This is a genomic window from Corynebacterium sp. LaCa_23 (assembly GCF_058182375.1).
The window spans coordinates 259,661-276,658 of record NZ_CP190825.1; the positions used below are offsets into that span (position 1 = coordinate 259,661).

21 protein-coding genes and 3 pseudogenes are annotated in these 16,998 nt (G+C 56.5%); 13 read left to right on the forward strand and 11 right to left on the reverse strand.

Features of this window, described 5'->3' with window-relative positions; genetic code table 11:
* Window positions 1–382: 382 nt before the first annotated feature.
* The 3 genes from ACP8IT_RS01300 to ACP8IT_RS01310 are packed head-to-tail and all read right to left on the reverse strand — an operon-like array spanning window position 383 to window position 3,281.
* The gene (locus ACP8IT_RS01300; protein WP_005276588.1) at window positions 383–1,747 is read right to left on the reverse strand and encodes an MFS transporter; all 1,365 of its coding nucleotides are present in this window, start codon (window positions 1,745–1,747) and stop codon (window positions 383–385) included.
* Window positions 1,744–2,406, reverse strand: a complete 663-nt coding sequence (locus ACP8IT_RS01305) for a formyltransferase family protein (RefSeq protein ID WP_005276586.1) — start codon at window positions 2,404–2,406, stop codon at window positions 1,744–1,746. The genes ACP8IT_RS01300 and ACP8IT_RS01305 overlap by 4 nt, the downstream gene beginning before the upstream one ends.
* Window positions 2,403–3,281: a ThiF family adenylyltransferase gene (locus ACP8IT_RS01310; RefSeq protein ID WP_035108266.1), complete on the reverse strand. Its 879-nt coding sequence runs from the start codon at window positions 3,279–3,281 to the stop codon at window positions 2,403–2,405. The genes ACP8IT_RS01305 and ACP8IT_RS01310 overlap by 4 nt, the downstream gene beginning before the upstream one ends.
* A gap of 29 nt (window positions 3,282–3,310) precedes the next feature.
* Between ACP8IT_RS01310 and ACP8IT_RS01315 the strand changes: the two genes are divergently transcribed.
* Complete coding sequence (locus ACP8IT_RS01315) at window positions 3,311–4,105, forward strand: ArsR/SmtB family transcription factor (protein WP_005276583.1); 795 nt, start codon at window positions 3,311–3,313, stop codon at window positions 4,103–4,105.
* Here the strand turns inward: ACP8IT_RS01315 and ACP8IT_RS01320 are convergent.
* Window positions 4,106–5,285, reverse strand: a pseudogene (locus ACP8IT_RS01320) (IS3 family transposase).
* Window positions 5,286–5,931: 646 nt separating this feature from the next.
* Here ACP8IT_RS01320 and ACP8IT_RS01325 point away from each other — a divergent pair.
* Window positions 5,932–6,558, forward strand: a complete 627-nt coding sequence (locus tag ACP8IT_RS01325; RefSeq protein ID WP_155802668.1) for a hypothetical protein — start codon at window positions 5,932–5,934, stop codon at window positions 6,556–6,558.
* A gap of 312 nt (window positions 6,559–6,870) precedes the next feature.
* Window positions 6,871–7,251 carry a hypothetical protein gene (locus tag ACP8IT_RS01330; RefSeq protein ID WP_155802666.1) on the forward strand — a complete coding sequence of 127 codons (381 nt, stop codon included), beginning with the start codon at window positions 6,871–6,873 and terminating at the stop codon, window positions 7,249–7,251.
* Window positions 7,252–7,444: 193 nt separating this feature from the next.
* Here ACP8IT_RS01330 and ACP8IT_RS01335 read toward each other — a convergent pair whose 3' ends face one another.
* The 6 genes and pseudogenes from ACP8IT_RS01335 to ACP8IT_RS01360 all read right to left on the reverse strand — a co-directional run bounded on the left by ACP8IT_RS01335 (window position 7,445) and on the right by ACP8IT_RS01360 (window position 10,790).
* Window positions 7,445–7,864, reverse strand: coding sequence for a hypothetical protein (locus ACP8IT_RS01335; RefSeq protein WP_005276573.1), 420 nt, complete (start codon window positions 7,862–7,864; stop codon window positions 7,445–7,447).
* Window positions 7,857–8,339: a helix-turn-helix domain-containing protein gene (locus ACP8IT_RS01340; RefSeq protein ID WP_005276570.1), complete on the reverse strand. Its 483-nt coding sequence runs from the start codon at window positions 8,337–8,339 to the stop codon at window positions 7,857–7,859. The genes ACP8IT_RS01335 and ACP8IT_RS01340 overlap by 8 nt, the downstream gene beginning before the upstream one ends.
* A gap of 67 nt (window positions 8,340–8,406) precedes the next feature.
* The gene (locus ACP8IT_RS01345; protein WP_200442019.1) at window positions 8,407–8,931 is read right to left on the reverse strand and encodes a hypothetical protein; all 525 of its coding nucleotides are present in this window, start codon (window positions 8,929–8,931) and stop codon (window positions 8,407–8,409) included.
* Between the two features lie 598 nt (window positions 8,932–9,529).
* The gene (locus tag ACP8IT_RS01350; protein WP_490298657.1) at window positions 9,530–9,778 is read right to left on the reverse strand and encodes an integrase core domain-containing protein; all 249 of its coding nucleotides are present in this window, start codon (window positions 9,776–9,778) and stop codon (window positions 9,530–9,532) included.
* Window positions 9,666–10,412, reverse strand: coding sequence for an IS3 family transposase (locus ACP8IT_RS01355; protein WP_490290249.1), 747 nt, complete (start codon window positions 10,410–10,412; stop codon window positions 9,666–9,668). The genes ACP8IT_RS01350 and ACP8IT_RS01355 overlap by 113 nt, the downstream gene beginning before the upstream one ends.
* Window positions 10,413–10,591: 179 nt before the next feature.
* Window positions 10,592–10,790, reverse strand: a pseudogene (locus ACP8IT_RS01360) (hypothetical protein).
* Between the two features lie 239 nt (window positions 10,791–11,029).
* Between ACP8IT_RS01360 and ACP8IT_RS01365 the strand changes: the two are divergent.
* Window positions 11,030–11,542: a hypothetical protein gene (locus tag ACP8IT_RS01365; RefSeq protein WP_023016631.1), complete on the forward strand. Its 513-nt coding sequence runs from the start codon at window positions 11,030–11,032 to the stop codon at window positions 11,540–11,542.
* Window positions 11,543–11,544: 2 nt separating this feature from the next.
* Window positions 11,545–11,871, forward strand: coding sequence for a hypothetical protein (locus ACP8IT_RS01370; RefSeq protein ID WP_023016632.1), 327 nt, complete (start codon window positions 11,545–11,547; stop codon window positions 11,869–11,871).
* Window positions 11,872–12,274: 403 nt separating this feature from the next.
* Here the strand turns inward: ACP8IT_RS01370 and ACP8IT_RS01375 are convergent, their stop codons facing one another.
* Window positions 12,275–12,400, reverse strand: a complete 126-nt coding sequence (locus tag ACP8IT_RS01375; RefSeq protein ID WP_255342443.1) for a hypothetical protein — start codon at window positions 12,398–12,400, stop codon at window positions 12,275–12,277.
* A gap of 14 nt (window positions 12,401–12,414) precedes the next feature.
* Here ACP8IT_RS01375 and ACP8IT_RS01380 point away from each other — a divergent pair.
* The 8 genes and pseudogenes from ACP8IT_RS01380 (at window position 12,415) to ACP8IT_RS01415 (ending at window position 16,980) form a co-directional block, all read left to right on the forward strand.
* Window positions 12,415–12,613: pseudogene (locus ACP8IT_RS01380) on the forward strand (hypothetical protein).
* A gap of 179 nt (window positions 12,614–12,792) precedes the next feature.
* Complete coding sequence (locus tag ACP8IT_RS01385) at window positions 12,793–13,539, forward strand: IS3 family transposase (protein ID WP_490290249.1); 747 nt, start codon at window positions 12,793–12,795, stop codon at window positions 13,537–13,539.
* Window positions 13,472–13,675, forward strand: a complete 204-nt coding sequence (locus ACP8IT_RS01390) for an integrase core domain-containing protein (protein WP_490290250.1) — start codon at window positions 13,472–13,474, stop codon at window positions 13,673–13,675. The genes ACP8IT_RS01385 and ACP8IT_RS01390 overlap by 68 nt, the downstream gene beginning before the upstream one ends.
* A gap of 260 nt (window positions 13,676–13,935) precedes the next feature.
* Complete coding sequence (locus ACP8IT_RS01395; RefSeq protein ID WP_005276599.1) at window positions 13,936–14,268, forward strand: hypothetical protein; 333 nt, start codon at window positions 13,936–13,938, stop codon at window positions 14,266–14,268.
* Between the two features lie 179 nt (window positions 14,269–14,447).
* Window positions 14,448–15,779: a DUF445 domain-containing protein gene (locus ACP8IT_RS01400; RefSeq protein ID WP_490290254.1), complete on the forward strand. Its 1,332-nt coding sequence runs from the start codon at window positions 14,448–14,450 to the stop codon at window positions 15,777–15,779.
* 33 nt (window positions 15,780–15,812) lie between these two features.
* Window positions 15,813–16,238 carry a CGLAU_01105 family protein gene (locus ACP8IT_RS01405; RefSeq protein WP_302520101.1) on the forward strand — a complete coding sequence of 142 codons (426 nt, stop codon included), beginning with the start codon at window positions 15,813–15,815 and terminating at the stop codon, window positions 16,236–16,238.
* A 5-nt stretch (window positions 16,239–16,243) separates the two neighbouring features.
* Window positions 16,244–16,534 carry a DUF2516 family protein gene (locus ACP8IT_RS01410; RefSeq protein WP_005276604.1) on the forward strand — a complete coding sequence of 97 codons (291 nt, stop codon included), beginning with the start codon at window positions 16,244–16,246 and terminating at the stop codon, window positions 16,532–16,534.
* A 2-nt stretch (window positions 16,535–16,536) separates the two neighbouring features.
* The gene (locus ACP8IT_RS01415; protein ID WP_005276605.1) at window positions 16,537–16,980 is read left to right on the forward strand and encodes a hypothetical protein; all 444 of its coding nucleotides are present in this window, start codon (window positions 16,537–16,539) and stop codon (window positions 16,978–16,980) included.
* Window positions 16,981–16,998: the final 18 nt, after the last annotated feature.

Here is a 16,998-nt window from a genome sequence, read left to right on the forward strand (position 1 = left end):
TAGTTTCATGGTACAAAGCCCTAGGCGACTGACCTCAGGGCTACAAGCCTTGCAGCGCGCCTCGGCTGCCTATGCATGAGAACGAAACTCCTGGAGCGTCCAGGAAAGACGCGCTCCGGAGCGTTCCTCGCCGAGACAGACCCGTACAGTGTCATTAGTTCGCCGGTGGTTTACCCCAGTCAGGGCGCTTGGTTAGGTGCCACGACCCGCACGAGGGGCATTCGTAGATCCGCAGCGGCCCTGCCCGTCGCGACCGTTTCAGTGCTACGTGCACGGCGTCATCATAGTGCTCGTATTCGCGTTTACCAGTTTCGGAGCACAGTACGCGTTCGACTGGCGGCTTCTTCGACCTCCTCCGATGGTGCTTCATCACACAATGATTCTAAACTTCAGGTGTAACTGGCTCCTGTAGGTGACTGATGATGGTGGCAACAACTACGAGCGCTGCGGCACCGAAGACTCCACCGGCGACCGCGACGGCTGTGTGGAAGCCTGTGAGGAACGCTCCACTGGCGACCATTTCGCCGAGGACTGCGACGCCGACGACGCTGCCGGTCTGGCGGGCGGCATTGATGACTCCTCCTGCAATGCCGACATGTTCCGGCGGGGCCGAGGCCACTGCGGCCGAGGTCGCGGCCGGCATCGCGAAGGCCATCCCGAATCCAGCTGTGAAGGTCAACACCGCGACCACCACGTAAGGGGTTTCTGCGGTGAGCAGCACGAGGCTGCTGAAGCCGATCGTGCCGACTACCAGGCCGGTGAGCATGGTGGGGAACGCGCCCCACCGGGCGACGGCACGGCCGCCCAGCGGTGACGCGACCACGGCGCTGCACGCCTGTGGTGCCAGCGCGAGGCCTGCCAGCCACGGCTCGTATCCCAGGTACTGCTGGAAGAAGAGGGAGAGCACGAAGAGTTGTCCGAAGAAGCTGATGTTGAGCGCGAGCCCTACCATTGCGGCCACGGAGAACCGGGCACGAGTGAACAAGGCCATCGGCAGCATCGGGTCCGGGTGTCGTCGCTCTGCGATGATGAACAGGGCGAGGAAGACGCCCCCGGCGATCAGCGCGGCTACCTGCCAGGGTGACCATCCGTGTTCGCCTGCGGTGATGACTGCATAGGTTACTGCCACCAGCGTGAGCACGGAGAGCACCTGTCCGGGTAGGTCCACCCGTCTCGCGCGACTGCCCGTGAGCGCGGGAATTGCCCACAAGGTGAGCAGACAGCCGATAGCGACGATGGGGAGGTTGACCCAGAACACCGCCCGCCACCCGATCGCCGACACCAGCGCTCCGCCCAGGACCGGTCCGATCGCGGCGGCAACACCTCCTGCGCCGCCCCACAGCCCGATGGCGCGTGCTCGTTCCTTCGGATCGTCGTACACAGCCGACAGCAATGCCAGAGAGCCCGGCACGATCGCTGCCGCGCCCACGCCCTGGACGGTGCGACCAGCGACGAGGAACCCGCCTGTGGGAGCGAGGGCGCACACGGCCGAGAGTACAGCAAAGACCACCAGGCCAGCGAGGTAGACCCTGCGGGCCCCGAGACGGTCGCATGCGGCCCCAGCTGTGAGAAGGAACGCGGCGAACACGAGGGTGTAAGCGTCGACGACCCACTGCAGTGAGCCCACCGTCGTGTCGAGGTCAGTGCCGATCTCGGCGAGGGCGACATTGACGATGGTCGTATCGAGCATGACGATGAAGAAACCGAGGAGGGTCGCGACCAGCGCCGTGTGCCGATGCGCGGTCATACGCGAGACTCCAGCGAAGCCTCGGCGGGCGGGTGGCCGAAGTAGGTGCGCTTGCTCAGGTCTTGATCCCAGGTCCGGTAGGACCGGTCCAGTAGTGTCGGCAGCACCAGATCGAACAGGCGCCAGGACGCGGCGAAGTGCATGTCCCGGATCTCCCTGGCCGTCTCTCCCCCGGTGAGCGTGAGGAGTTGCTGGGCGACGAGGGGGCCCTCGTCGAGCCCAGCTGTCGTTCGCACTGCGGAGACTCCGCCCTGGGTCTCGTGGTTCTCGGCCATCCAATAGAACGGTGCCAGCCCCGCATAGCGGGGCAACGGGCTGGGGTGGAAGTTGAGGGCGTCGTAGCTCGGAACCGCGAGGAGTCGCTGCCCGAGCCGCAGCTGGTAGTTGGCGACGATGAAGTAGTCCGGCGCCAGGCCCCCAATGGCGGTAATGAATTCGTCGGTGTTGATGTGCGCCGGCCGCAGCGTATGCACATCCAGCTCGGCGGCGTCCTTCGCGAGGTCGAGGGGCTCGGGCTCATCGAGGTAGTAGTCACAGAGTGTGCCGGGTTCACGCAGCACCACAGCCGCCAGGATGACATCATCGTGCCTGGCAAGTCGGGTGAGGAAGTAAGAGCCAAAGACGGAATTGGTCTCGGTGAAGAGCACCATGCGTGTCATTTCGCCCACCACGCCTTCTCAACGGTCTTCGCTTCCCAGGTCAGGGTGTCGAAGAGCGCGTACCCGGGCTGCACGGGCAGAGGCGTACGGCCGGGCAAGTCCATGATCTCTTGGGCGAGGCGTTCAACGAGGATGCCTTCGGCCAGGGGCGGGCAGGCTCCGAAGATCGGCATCGTCTGCTTCTCCACGAACCACTCATCCAGCGTGCCTGGCGAGGGGAAGTCCTGATGCTCGGGCATGATGCGTTCCATCAGCCGGTGGATCACGTCCGGGGTGAACTCGGCATCCTCGGGGAGATCGTAGACCTCCTCGATGGGCATCGAGTCCTTCGTGTAGGTGAACACGACCGTCGAGTGCGCGACGGTCGGGATCTTGAACATGAACCTGCACCGGTCCGAGGCGCGGAAGGCGCGATGGAGGGCGTAGCGGTTGCTGATCTGGTAGAACTCCATCTGGTCCATCACATAGTCGCAGCCGTCCATGAACTCTTCAGCCGTGTCCGGGGTGATGCCCTCGGGGAAGACATCGATGTTGGCATCCCCGGTCAGTGCGAAGACCTGCTCCGCGACGACTTCGGCCTTGTTGCGGCCGATCGTGTCTCGCCCGGCGCCGTACTGGCGTTGCACGTTAGTCAGGTCGAAGTGGTCGGGATCGGCCAGTTTCAGGTTGAGTGCGCCCATGCGCACCAGGCGGGCGGCTGCGGCACCGCCGATGCCCCCGGTGCCGACGATGCCGATCACGGCATCGCGCAACCGTGCTTGGCGTTCACGCTGTTCCTCGGTGGTGTCGCCGAGCCAACCCAGGTTGCGGTCAACGCGTTCCCAGTAGAAGTCCTCATCGTAGTGCCCGCGTAGCCGTTGGCGGTCCCCGTTCATCGCGATCGCTCCCTTCGCCTCCTGATGCAATGAATCTGGTGAGTTCAGACTATGCCTGCGATTGTTCGGTCGTCACCGAACAGTTCCGGGTGCACACTGGAGGCATGGTTGCGCGCGTGTTTCCTGAAGCGGTCCCGGATATCTCGACAGTCGCGTCGGCTCTGGCTGACTCGTCGCGGGCGGCCATGTGTGCTGCGCTCATGGACGGGCGGGCCTGGACGGTTGGTGAACTTGGCAGGTACGCGGGCCTGGCCCGGTCGACGGCGAGCGAGCATGTTGACGTGCTCGTCACCCACGGTCTCGTCCACGACATTCGGCAGGGCCGGCACCGCTACATTCGCCTGGCCGGGGAAGACATCGCACGAGTGGTCGAGAGCCTTGGCGTGGTCGCCCGCTCGCCCCTGCCCACTCCTCACAGCCTCAGCGCGTCACGGGCGAATGCGAACCTACGTGAAGGCCGCACCTGTTATCAGCACCTCGCCGGTAAGCTCGGGGTGCGCCTGGCTGAACAACTGGAAGAGCACGAGTTCATCGACTCGCACTGTCAGGTCACTAATCAAGGTCATCGCTTGTTCATACAGTGGGGTGTGCCCCCGAAGATGCTCGACACGGGCAGGTCGTGCATGGACTCCACCGAACGCCGCTTCCACCTCGCCGGCCCTCTCGGCACGGGAATCTGCAAGACTCTGCTGGATAAGGAATGGCTTTCCCGCAGGGGTCGTACCCGGGCCGTGCGTCTCACTCCCACCGGGCGGGCAGCGCTCAACGACGCGGGGATCTCCCTCAATGGGCCCGAACCCCGGAAAGTGGACACGGGGATTTAATCACGATGCGATAGTAAGTGTAGCTAACCCGGCGTCTTCGAAGGCGTTCGGTGAGCGGTAACCGCACCATGAATGCAATCGTTTGGTGTTGTACCGCGTGCACCACCGAAACACATCCTGGCGGCAGGCCAACTGACTAGTGAAAACTAGACTCATCCTGCAGGACTTCCCGCTTCAACGAGGCGTTGAACGACTCCGCCAACGAGTTGTCCGCACTCGTCCCGATCGCGCCCATCGACTGGGTGACACCGAAGCGCACGCATAGTCTCCGGTACTGATCAGAGGTATAAACACTGCCGTGATCCGAGTGGAAGATCGCCCCGTCTAGGCTCCCGCGAACCTTCCGGGCCATCGTCAGGGCTTCTTCAACCAACTCGGTGCGCATGTGATCAACGATCGCAAACCCCGTCAACTGCCGCGAATAGCAGTCGATAACCGTGGCCAGGTACATATTCGACCCGTCCACGATCGGCAGGTACGTGATGTCGCCGACGTAGACCGCGTTCGGCCTGTCCGCAGTGAACCGGCGTTGCAGCAGATCCGGAAACCTCGGGTCCCGTTTACTCGACGTCGTCGTTTTCACCCGGCGTTTCCTGGTGAAACCAAAAAGGCCCATCTGCCGCATCAGCCGGGCGGTGCGCTTGTGATTGAGACGGCCGCCCTTGCCCCGGTCGTTGACGGGATCGGAGTCGATCGCCGCAGTCACTCATTTCGCGCCGTAGCAGCCGTTCTCGGCGTTGAAGGTGGTCTTGATCTGCGCTCCCAGCACCGCGTCATCGACGAGGCGTTGCCGGCGGGCAGGGGCAGCTGATTTCCAGGCGTAGTAAGAGGACCGATTGAGTTTCAAGACCTGGCATAACCGCTTGACCTCGTAGAGGTCTCGATGGTCGTCAACGAACCGGAAGCGGTTCACCAGTTCGTCTCTTCCGCGAAATACTTGGCCGCCTTACGAAGGATTTCTCGTTCCTCGCGGAGTTTGGCGTTTTCGCGTTCCAGTACGCGGATGCGCTCGGCGTCCGACAGTCCTGAGGCAGCGGTGGCGGAGTCCGACGCGGCGATGAGGCTGGCGACCTTCTCACCGTTGGCATTGGTTTTGGTGCGTGTGCCGAAGGCATCGCGCCAGCTGCGCAGCGAGTTGCGGTTGACCCCTGAACCGCTCGGTGTAGGTCTTGCGTGGCATGGTGGAAAGGTACCTCACTTCCCCAGCGACATGCTGGTTTCAGCGTGTCCACCACCAGGGGGTCAGGTCCTCTCGCGCAAGGTACGGGTGCTGACTGTAAATACTGTGGGGTTACCCGTAAGGGCAATAAGGTGTGTAGTTGCGGTGGGGTGTCTTGGTGGCAACCAAATCTATTGATTTGGGCGGCAGCCCAACGAGCCGTAAGGCGAGGCGGGAGCCTAAACCGTAACCCACAAGATGACGTTTTGTTGGTTGATCACCCCTGGGTATAGAGATACAGGGATATAGTTATAAGCGACCTGGGAAAATAGGTTTAATCGCAGGTGAAACCCTGGGGATAAGTGGCCTAATGATGGTAAATCAGCGCAGACTTGGCAGGACAAAAATGAAAGCACCCCGTAGGGTGCTTTGTCTTTGTTTTTCTAGGGGCTAGTCCAGTTCCGGGCGGGGTGGTCGTTGCCGGACTGAGGTGGCGGTCTTGGTGACGGTTGCTCCGTCCGTGTCGGCTTCGATGCCGGCGTTAGGCCACGCTGGAAATATAACAATTCCGCTACGCAAAAAGTCGAATGATTGTCCCTTGCCCCCTTCACGCGTTAGGTTATGTTTGTCAAGGACTAGGACGATAAGAACTCAGATTGGAATTCAGATGAAAACCAACACTGAAAATCACAAGAAGTTGTCAGCTTTTGCAGCAAGTGCAGTCTTCGCACTGAGCATGGCCAGTGGCATGCAAGCTCCCGCTATGGCAGATAGTGAAGGTAATTCGGTTGAGCTATCTAAAGCCAAGGAAGTGACCAACCGTGTTATGGAATCCTCGGCTCCCGAAGAAGCCATTGAAAAGCTATCATCGGCTGATCGAGAAGCTTTTGATAAGTATAATACTCCTGGTGATGTTGTTGTTTCTGAGGCAGCAGACTCGGGAACCGCGACACGATCTGCAGACTATTGCCGCAAGGATGGTGTGCATTTCGAGCAGAAAGCTTTGCTTGGAAACACACTTTACACATGGTGGCAGACCGTCGAAATTTGCGGGAACCCCGGCGTAAGTATTGATAGCGTCAAAGTAATTGATGCTGGCGGTGAGACCAAAACTCCAACGTGGTCATACGACGGTCACGCAAATGATCCAGTCGCATACGCGACTGGAAATGGAACTTGGACGTCTAAGTCTTCTGAGACTTTCAGTCAAGTAAAGTTGAACCGTCGGACTGAATGCATCACAGCAAATATTGTACCTTCAGGAGAGTACAATGCAGACAAGACCTGCAACTAAAGCAGGGTCGGGGATTTTACCTGCCTCGATAATTTTGATTTCTATGGGCGCAGCCGTTGCTGGGTTTCCCTACCTATTTTTCTTTCCTCTTCTTTGGGTTGCTGCGGACATTAAATGGCCCCAGCTTAATAGTCTTAAAAGAGGTAAGGTTCTTTTTTGGAGGGCAACTTCTATCGTTGTGTCCATTGCCTTAACAGTTAATCTACTTGTTTTAACTCCTACTCCTCTTTAGGGAAACTCACGAATGGAATTTTTTCGGTAGAGCTCACCTTGAAGAAGTCTGTGTTTGGGCAGAGAGCATGGACAGCAACTTTGGACCAAAAATCCTTTGAAACAGCTATCGTTCATCTCGACCTTGTTGGTGAAGTAGAGCAACAAGCTCAAGCTACCCGCGACCAACTTGCCGCCATCCGCGAGCGTGAAGCGCACGAGCTTGCCAATATGTCGCAACATGCTCGGCAGCTAGCGGATGGTAGGTACAACTACCGCGATATTGCCTACCTTCTTGGCATCACCTACGGCAGGGTGGGGCAAATACTCAAAGCGAAACCAGCACTGCCTAAGTATGCGCGACAGCCGCAAGCAGCAGGAGTACTCCGTGACGCTATACATATAGCTATAGGTATTGCTATACCGGTTGCTATTTGTAGTGCTATGTGCTTTGTTTCTGCTGGTAAGCGCAATGGCCCCTAGTAAGATTCCGTTCGCCAGCCTGGATGGGCTGGTAAACCGGCGAGTGCAATGTTATCAATACATTTGACAGTACACTATTGCAATAATTTATGGCCGCCGCTGCCTACCTCATCATTCAGCGACCGGGTAGCCGCGACACCAACGGGCACGCGCTTGGAAAGGCCATCCGCCTTATCCCAAGGAACGGCACGGACTACTCCGCTTCCTTGTCCGCAGCGTCTTGGCGTAGGGCTTCCAATTGCTCTTGCGGAATCGAGGGTGCTGACACGCCAAACTTAGGCGCTAGGTTTTGCAATTCGTAATTGACCACGGCAACGAGCTCATCAAGCTTGTAGCCCAAGAGAAGCTGATCCAATTCTTCCGGCGTTAACTTTTTATGTTCTGAATTTGGCCAGTCACCACGTAGGGCCAGCGCCAACTTCGCGCGCTCCGGCACGTCAACATCAATGCGAACTTCAAGCACCAGAGTCTCACTAGTCTGACCTCGCGAAACCTGGAAAGATACTTGACCTTTCTTTTGCACTACATCCTTCGACTGTTGTTCCCCGATGCGCTGCCCCTCAGCGCGAAGCAACTGCCACGTCGCATAGCCAGCCCGTTGTTCCTTAGACAAGAGTCCACTCCATTGTGTAGTCCATCTGCTGCAGTACTCCTGTTTCAGCGGACTCTACCGGGGCAGCAAATACAAAGTCCGTTCCCAGCTGACCACGGCCAGCATCAGGGAATTGTTCGTGAGCCTCGTTCACGTTTGCCAAAGCGGTAATCCGCCGAGCAATATTTTCTTTAAGCTCGGCGTAGGGAGCACTTCCGTGCTGGATACGACCATCTACTACAACGTGCGCCACATACGCTTCAACGGAGTTTGCGTACGCACGAATCATCTTCATTGTGTGGTTCTTCTTCCCAAGTCCCACCAATGATTCAAACTTGGTGACAACAGAGCGGTCGACACCCATGCGCGATGCCACCTCGCTTTGCGTCATACCTCGCAGTTTTCGAAACTCCACGAGTTGCTCAATGAGGTCCATTTGCGACCCGATGAGGTCCCCGGGCAACGCATCCTTCGGCTTGATAGTTAACTTCGCCATTATCAATTCACCCCTGCTTCCCTATGTTCCATCCCATCATAAGCTATGTGCATTAAAATGCACATCCCTATTTCGGCCATGGCCGAAAAGTGACCCGGTTTTTCTGACACCATCGCTTCCCTAGACGCATAGCCCGCAAAATATCTCGATCCTGCGCCTCGTTAGTCCTATGAGCTCCCTGACGCGTGTCATCAAAGATCCGCTTTTCTTTACACAAGCTCACAAGCATCTGGTGGGCCGGTTCACCCGGCCTCGAAGAGATATCGAGGAAGTACAGTCGAAAATGACGGTCCTCGCCATTCCCACCAGTTCCCCACCCTTTCAACTCGCCTAACCATGGCGGGTTCAGAATTTCATTGAGAACCCTCGTGCCCGATGGCTCCACCAATGCAACGTCATCTTCTCGGGCGCCACGCTCACTCCAACGCAGCAAAAGTTGTTGCATCTCGAGAAAAGCATCTTTATTGATACCTTCAAGCTTCTGGAACTCATCCAACGCCCCCTGCAGAAACTCCCAACGCGTCAACCCATCGTCCGCATTAACTGCCGGCAGATACACGTGAGGCATCTCCGGAAACTCGAAATCATCCACTAGTTCCTCCCGAACTCCCCTACGCAGGTATGCCCTTCAAATCTCACCTTCCCCCGTGACAAGCGCCAGCCGTGCCTACACAGCGGTATCTTTATTCATGTTTTCTCCTGGCTCCCGGCACACGTCGACGAGTGCGATGTTGTCAATACTTTCGACAGTACGCGATTACACTAAATCATGACCTCCCGCGTCGAGCTCCCTCATTGATTTCCCCACTGTGAAAGGCCTTCATGCCGCACGGTGATGCCACCGCCACCCGCCTGCCGATTCTCTGGCGGGTAGTTCTACCTGCAATCTTGGGTGCCATCGGACTGTTCTATTCCTCTCAGGCGCCGGCTGGTTCGGGAGGTTTCTACGCCGCCACATTCTTCACCGCCGCCATCTGGCTGGGCACATGGTGTTTGTGGGTCGACCGGTCATGCTTCCACGGCCACACACTCAAGGAGCTAGCCCTCGGCGCCGTCATCGGCATTGGGCTTATCGCCTTGTTCATCGTTGGCGCGCTCATGGTCCGCCTCGTCCCCTTTTTGGCGGCCCTGATAAACGATCTACTTGAAGTGCCCCGAGTTTTGTTCCTAGGCATTTGCCTTGTTTTCCATTATTGCCTGTGGCAAGTTCTGCTTCCAAAACTCGGTTTCCACCTCGACCGGGTTCGGTATCCCAGGCTTTGGTGGAGCCTTGTCTCGTTCCACCATGACACCCACTCGAACGTCGCGATTTCTACCTCTACAACGTCATCCCACCTGCGGGTATGGACTAGCTCGTTCTTGTGAGGGGCCGTTAACGTTTTCAGCCAGAGCATTGTCATATAAGTCACCGACACTTCCGGTGGAAGCGTCAATGCCATGCTGGGCAAGTCGCTCGTTGTAGACAACGCTGACGTACTGCGAGCCGTGATCCGAATGGTGAATGAGACCTGTTGTTTCCTCAGCACTCACAATCGCTTGGTTGAGTGCTTGCAGCGGCAAAGCTTCGGTCCGCATCGAATCTGACAGCGCCCACCCGACGATCCGCCGGGAGTAGACGTCGGTGACAAACGCGGTGTAGACGAATCCTTTTCGTGTCCGTACATAGGTAATGTCAGCCACCCACAGCTTATTCGGTCCTTGAGCTTTAAATTCACGCTCAACCAAGTCCGGGCGCAAATCAGGCACGTTAGCTTTTCGGGTTGTAATCGGTGATCCGCCTGTGCCTTTGCCAGAAACGCCAGCCAGGCGCATCAGTCGGGCGGTGTGTTCACGACCGATATCGATTCCTTCACGGCGAAGAGCATGCCACATTTTCCGCACACCTAAGACACCGTAATTATCTCTATGAACAGCACTAATGCGTTCAACCAACGCAGCATCACGAAGTCGACGAGCACTTAACCCGCGAGCCTTGGACTGGCGATACCCACGCGAGGTGATAAACCCACCAGCCCGGTTATTTTTCAACGCCAGTGCAGATGAACTCGACAGAGAAACGATTCCGGTTTTCATCGATGAACCGGATCATTTCTTAACGTTTCGGGTCGAGTCATGAGGCGAAAAAAGCCGAGGCAGCCTTCAACAACTCATTAGTATCGCGGAGCTCTTGATTTTCACGACGTAGCCTCGCGTTTTCGGCAGCCACATCTTCAGGCACAGGTTCTGGGATGTTTCCTGCACGGCGGGCAGGCTTAAGTCCATTGACGAGCTGTGTGCCATGAAACCCCCAGCTTTGGAGCTACTGCCTGGCACGCGGGGTGCATCGACATATTTTCCGCCAAGATGCGGTCCTCCACGAGACGGACCACACGATCCTTTGCATCCTGGTCAAATTTTCTCGGCATGTTCCAGATTTTCCCATCTACTCAAACGGAACAAAACCTGGGACACTTCAAGTCAACATTTCAGAGTTTATGCACAATTAACGTTCTCGTAACCTCTTTGTCTATAGGGTGATTTCCTAATTAATATGCGGTGAGCTATCGAGGGTGTTGTAAACATATGGTTAATTTTCACTCCTTTCGCTTGACCGCTTGAACGTTTGATGAATAAATAAAAAAGTCTCTAATTTCACATATCGATAGGGTGACGAATTTAGTCACTCATGTACCAGGAAAGGGTTTTATAAAATGTCCGTTAAGAAAATCTTTGCCTCTATCGCGCTTGCGCTGGCGACGAGTGGAGGGCTAGCCACTGCCGCTCAAGCCGAAGCCGCAACTGGCAATCATGCACAACAAGAGACGAAAAAAGATGCTTTGACGTTTGACTCAAAGGACGGACGCAGATCATTTGATGCAATGGACGGCGTAGGGCTTAAGCCTCACCTGCAAAGCGGAGATAAAGTAACACTCTCCGGGGCAACCGTAAATGTACATAATAAACACGGCGATCTAGTCGCTTCAGTAGATGCAGAACTACCTAAAGACATGAAGCTTTTCCAAGATAAGGACGGGACCATCGTCCCCGTGTCATCTTCGGGGATTGCTGAAAGGGCCTGCACCAACAATAAATGGGTCAAGTGGGGTGTAGGGGCAGCAGTTGAAGGCCTTGTATGCATTCCCGCTTCAGCGGGAACCGCTGGAGCCGCAGGAATCCCTTGCACCATTGCGGCGGGGGCAGCAGCAACTGCAGTAGGATGTTAAGCATGGCTAATCTCACCTCATTTGCTCTCGACGGCAGAGTGAAAACATCCTTCGGGAATAACATGCGCCCCATCACACTCGCTCTCCTTATGGCAGGGATTTTCACGTCTGCTAACGTTTTCATAACATGGAGCAATCCCGTTCCTTGGTGGGCTCACCTTTTAACATTTCTATTGTTCACAGCCCTCATGCTGGGGAGTGTAAAGACAGCAGCTAAGGAAGTGTCCCCGTCAGTTTATGAACTTCCATACGATAAGAGGTTGATTACTTTTTCTATAATAATGGCAGTCATTGCCATTATTGGTATTGTCATTTACACCTTGTCTTAAAGCATGCCATATGCATACTCGTTTTTATTTCTCCTGGAGCGGCGTCGACCCCATAAGTAAACGCATCAATTTCCTGATGTGATCTAAGAACGGCAATTACCACTTAAGTGAGTCAGGAGTACGTCAGCCGCAGAAGCGGAGGACGCTCCTGATTGGGTACCCTTCATCTACAAATGTGCCCAAATATATTGGTTTCAAGACAGTACTAATAATCAAGGTAAGCGCCGAAAAAGTGCGTCCATGGCCGATGTCACCACCCGCGCTGACTTCCCACACGGTCAAGGCGGAAAGACTAAACGGGTAAGAACCTTTAAAGGTTCTTACCCGTTTAGTCTTTTATCGTGTCTCAGAACTCTTATTTAGGAAAGCGCATTACACCTGTTGAACAGGAACTTCTTTGTGCCTAAACAATAGAAGCAATTTGAGCTGCAAAGACACTCATTTTAATATCCGCACCTGTCTGCTCGCGGAACTCTTCAGACGCCTCAGACCAATTCCCTTGTTTAGCAAGAGCTACTACATTTTTCATTCGCTCTTGGTGAAGTGTCCCAGGTTTTGTTCCGTTTGAGTAGATGGGAAAATCTGGAACATGCCGAGAAAATTTGACCAGGATGCGAAGGACCGTGTGGTCCGTCTCGTGGAGGACCGCATCTTGGCGGAAAATATGTCGATGCACCCCGCGTGCCAGGCAGTAGCTCCAAAGCTGGGGGTTTCATGGCACACGGCTCGTCAATGGACTTAAGCCTGCCCGTCGTGCGGGGAGCATCCCAGAACCTGTGCCTGAAGATGTGGCTGCCGAAAACGCGAGGCTACGTCGTGAAAATCAAGAGCTCCGCGATACTAATGAGTTGTTGAAGGCTGCCTCGGCTTTTTTCGCCTCATGACTCGACCCGAAACGTTAAGAAATGATCCGGTTCATCGATGAAAACCGGAATCGTTTCTCTGTCGAGTTCATCTGCACTGGCGTTGAAAAATAACCGGGCTGGTGGGTTTATCACCTCGCGTGGGTATCGCCAGTCCAAGGCTCGCGGGTTAAGTGCTCGTCGACTTCGTGATGCTGCGTTGGTTGAACGCATTAGTGCTGTTCATAGAGATAATTACGGTGTCTTAGGTGTGCGGAAAATGTGGCATGCTCTTCGCCGTGAAGGAATCGATATCGGTCGTGAACACACCGCCCGACTGATGCGCCTGGCTGGCGTTTCTGGCAAAGGCACAGGCGGATCACCGATTACAACCCGAAAAGCTAACGTGCCTGATTTGCGCCCGGACTTGGTTGAGCGTGAATTTAAAGCTCAAGGACCGAATAAGCTGTGGGTGGCTGACATTACCTATGTACGGACACGAAAAGGATTCGTCTACACCGCGTTTGTCACCGACGTCTACTCCCGGCGGATCGTCGGGTGGGCGCTGTCAGATTCGATGCGGACCGAAGCTTTGCCGCTGCAAGCACTCAACCAAGCGATTGTGAGTGCTGAGGAAACAACAGGTCTCATTCACCATTCGGATCACGGCTCGCAGTACGTCAGCGTTGTCTACAACGAGCGACTTGCCCAGCATGGCATTGACGCTTCCACCGGAAGTGTCGGTGACTTATATGACAATGCTCTGGCTGAAAACGTTAACGGCCCCTCACAAGAACGAGCTAGTCCATACCCGCAGGTGGGATGACGTTGTAGAGGTAGAAATCGCGACGTTCGAGTGGGTGTCATGGTGGAACGAGACAAGGCTCCACCAAAGCCTGGGATACCGAACCCGGTCGAGGTGGAAACCGAGTTTTGGAAGCAGAACTTGCCACAGGCAATAATGGAAAACAAGGCAAATGCCTAGGAACAAAACTCGGGGCACTTCAGTGTCTCGCTTGATGGTTCCTCATCATTCCCCTGGACTACGGGTTCAAGACGGTGATAATGCCCATGGCGGAGCATCGGTCTCCGATCAGCCTGGAGGTCTGGTCCTATAAAACTCATTCTTCCTTCACTCTTGGTATAGTTTTTCGTAGGGATTGAAGGCCGACAGAAATCACAGCCACCCTCGATTCGAATGTACAAAGATACGTGAGTGACTATGTTAAAAGGAATCACCTACGCATCGCTGGGTATGTTAGCGGTCTCCTCCTCCCTGTGGGCCATGTACATGCAAGACAATGCATTTGTGATTATGAGCCTGCTTTTTGGACCAGTGGTCACTATATGGCAGATTCATCTCTATAAGGTGACGATTCCAAGCGCCGTTAATTTTATTGCGATAACCACTGGGATTGTGTCGGCTTTAGGTTTTGCAGTCCGGGATGATTTTTCAAATTTAACTAAAGCATTCTTAAGCTTTGGCACTGCTGGCGCATTGATCGCCTATGTTGGTTTCGCCGTTGTAGTGATTATTAATTCTCGCCTGAAGTGAAGGCCGTGGGAAGTTTTCAGCTCCTCAATCCCCACCTTTACCCAGCTGCCTAAAGGCTTAGGGGCGATACAAATCCTAATCAAACGATTTTAGCCAAGCCAGCTTTCTTGCCCCTTTGCAATGCCAACTAGTGTTATAGAGCGAAGCTCGAATGCACCTACGAACTCCAAGGAGAATTCATGACGCACCGCTCGGACGCAGAGCTCGATACGGCGAGGGAGCCGGCATCGTCAGGCACCGGTGTGCCGCAGGCCGGCAATCAGGAGGCGCGCCGGGCGGACCTGCGGCGGTGGAAAGCGATTGCGCTGTCGCTGCTTTTGCTGGCGGCGGTGATCTTTTTGGGGTGCTCGTGGTGGCAGGCATCGGAAAGCGGAGCGCCGGTGTGGGTGGGCTACGTGCGTGCGGCGGCGGAGGCTGGCATGGTCGGTGGCCTGGCGGACTGGTTTGCGGTGACTGCACTCTTCCGCCGGCCGATGGGCTTGCCTATCCCGCATACCGCGCTGATTCCAAATAATAAGGACCGCGTGGGCGATGCGTTGAAGGACTTTGTGGAGGAGAATTTCCTGACCGCGGATGCGCTGAGCGCTAAGGTGCGGGATGCGGAGCTGCCGCTGTGGTTGGCGCGCCAGGGGGCAGAACCCGGCAAGGCGGAGGAAGTCTCCGAATGGATTGGTCAGCGCGCCGCTAGCGTCGTGGAGGACCTCGACCCAGCTGAGGCAGAGCAGTTCATCCGCACCCAGGTCATGGACCGCCTGGCGGAGCCGGAGTGGGGGCCGCCGTTGGGGCGGTTGCTGGAGGGCTATATCGCGGACGGCAAGGCGCGCCCACTGGAAGATGACCTCATTGACTGGGCACACGGCAAAATCCTTGGGATGGAATCGACCGTGGTCACGGCCATTGATGAGCGCATGCCTGGGTGGGCGCCGCGCTTTGCCCGCGAGATGGTGGGGGACAAGGTCTACTCCGAGCTCGTCGAGTTCGCTGATGAGGTTCGCCGCGATGGCAACCACGAGGCCCGCCTGGCCATTCGCCGCAACTTGTCCAAGTTGGCTGCGGACTTGCAGTGGGATGCGGATATGCGCGAGCGCATCGACAACATCAAGCAAGAGATGCTCGCCTCTGATCAGGTGCAGCAGGCACCGGCGGCAATGTGGCGCACGATTTCTACCACGCTGATTGATCAATTCAATGACCCGGAGTCCTTCCTGCGGCAGAAGATGACGGCCAAGGTGAAGGAACTAGCGCACCGTTTGCTCGAGGATTCCGAGTTCTTGGCCCAGGCCAATGACCTGGTGGACAAGGCTGCGCGCTATGCGGTGGAGAAATTCGCCCCGGAGATCATCGCGATCATCCCGGAGACCATTAAGCGCTGGGATGCGCAGGAGGCTTCGCAAAATATCGAGCTGATGGTGGGCAAGGATCTGCAATTTATTCGCCTTAACGGCACTATCGTCGGCTCCCTGGCAGGCTTGGCCATATATGCTGTTAATCATCTCATTTTCGGCGCCTAATGCGCCGGACTAAACCATCACACGGAGGATTTCATGACTGAGAAGAAGAAGCTTTTTGATTCCCTGAAGGAAGCCGGTGCGTCCGCGCTGAATACCGCCAAGGACTTCGGTGGCCGCCTGCAGGAAGAGCGCGAGAACCAGGGCGCAGGTGCGCAGGACCCACTGGGTGACAAGGACGGCATGCTGGATAAGGCCACCACCACCGCCAAGCAGTGGGGAGCGTCCATTAAGAAGGCCGCGGAGGAAACCCGCGACTCGGAGGCTTTCTCTGAGGCCAAGGACAAGTTCGCGGATGCGTACCAGGAAACCCGCGAGGGCGTGAAGGACGCGTATGGCTATGCCCAGGAGCGCGTGAACGAGAAGAAGAACGCGCCCAAGAACGGTAATTCCGCTGCGGCGGACAAGGACGATAATATTATCGATGGCGAAGTTATCGATACCGACGAACCCACGAATTAATCTGCATGTACGTTTTACTTGACATTGCCTATAAGTTTCCCATCTACTTCTTCCAGGCCCTGACCATTGCTGCCATCATCGGTGCTGTCCTCGCGGCATCTACGCGCGAGGACGCGTTTCGGGCCGGCGACCGCAAAGGTAAATGGGTATGGGTAGGCCTGCTTGCGGGCTCGGCGGTGGCGATGGCTACCGGCCTGCAATTTTTGGCGTGGATTGGCACGGTCATCACCGGCATCTACTGGTTTGACGTGCGCCCGCAGCTCAAGGCCATCATCAACGGCGACTACAGCTACTAAGCATGAAAAATCTCCTGCACGCTTCCGCCGCCGAGGTTAGGGAGCAGGCCACGGGGCAGCATGTTTTGGTCTCGCCGCACCACGTGACGGTGGCGGCTGCAGCAGAGCCGGCGGGCATTACCGCCGTGGCGGGCTATCCCACCGGCCGGCACCACACGCTCATCAAGGCCTCTGAGGCCCGCCTGGCCATCCAGTCCGGCGCGGACGAGGTCTGGGTCAGCGTGGACGCCACGCTTGCCGATGCCACCCCCATCCTCTCCGAGCTCGTAGCCATCCGCGAGGCTTGCCCGGACCCGGCCCGCGTGGGCCTCATCCTGCCGGAGGCGGAACCGGCACGGTCCCTCGCGGAAACCGCTGCCGCCCAGGCCGGTTTTCACAAGATTGTCATAGGAAAAGGCAGCGAGCTGTCCAGCTCGCTGCCCGTCGTAGAATTTCCCGCCGCCTAAGTCGCGCCCTAGGCCGCC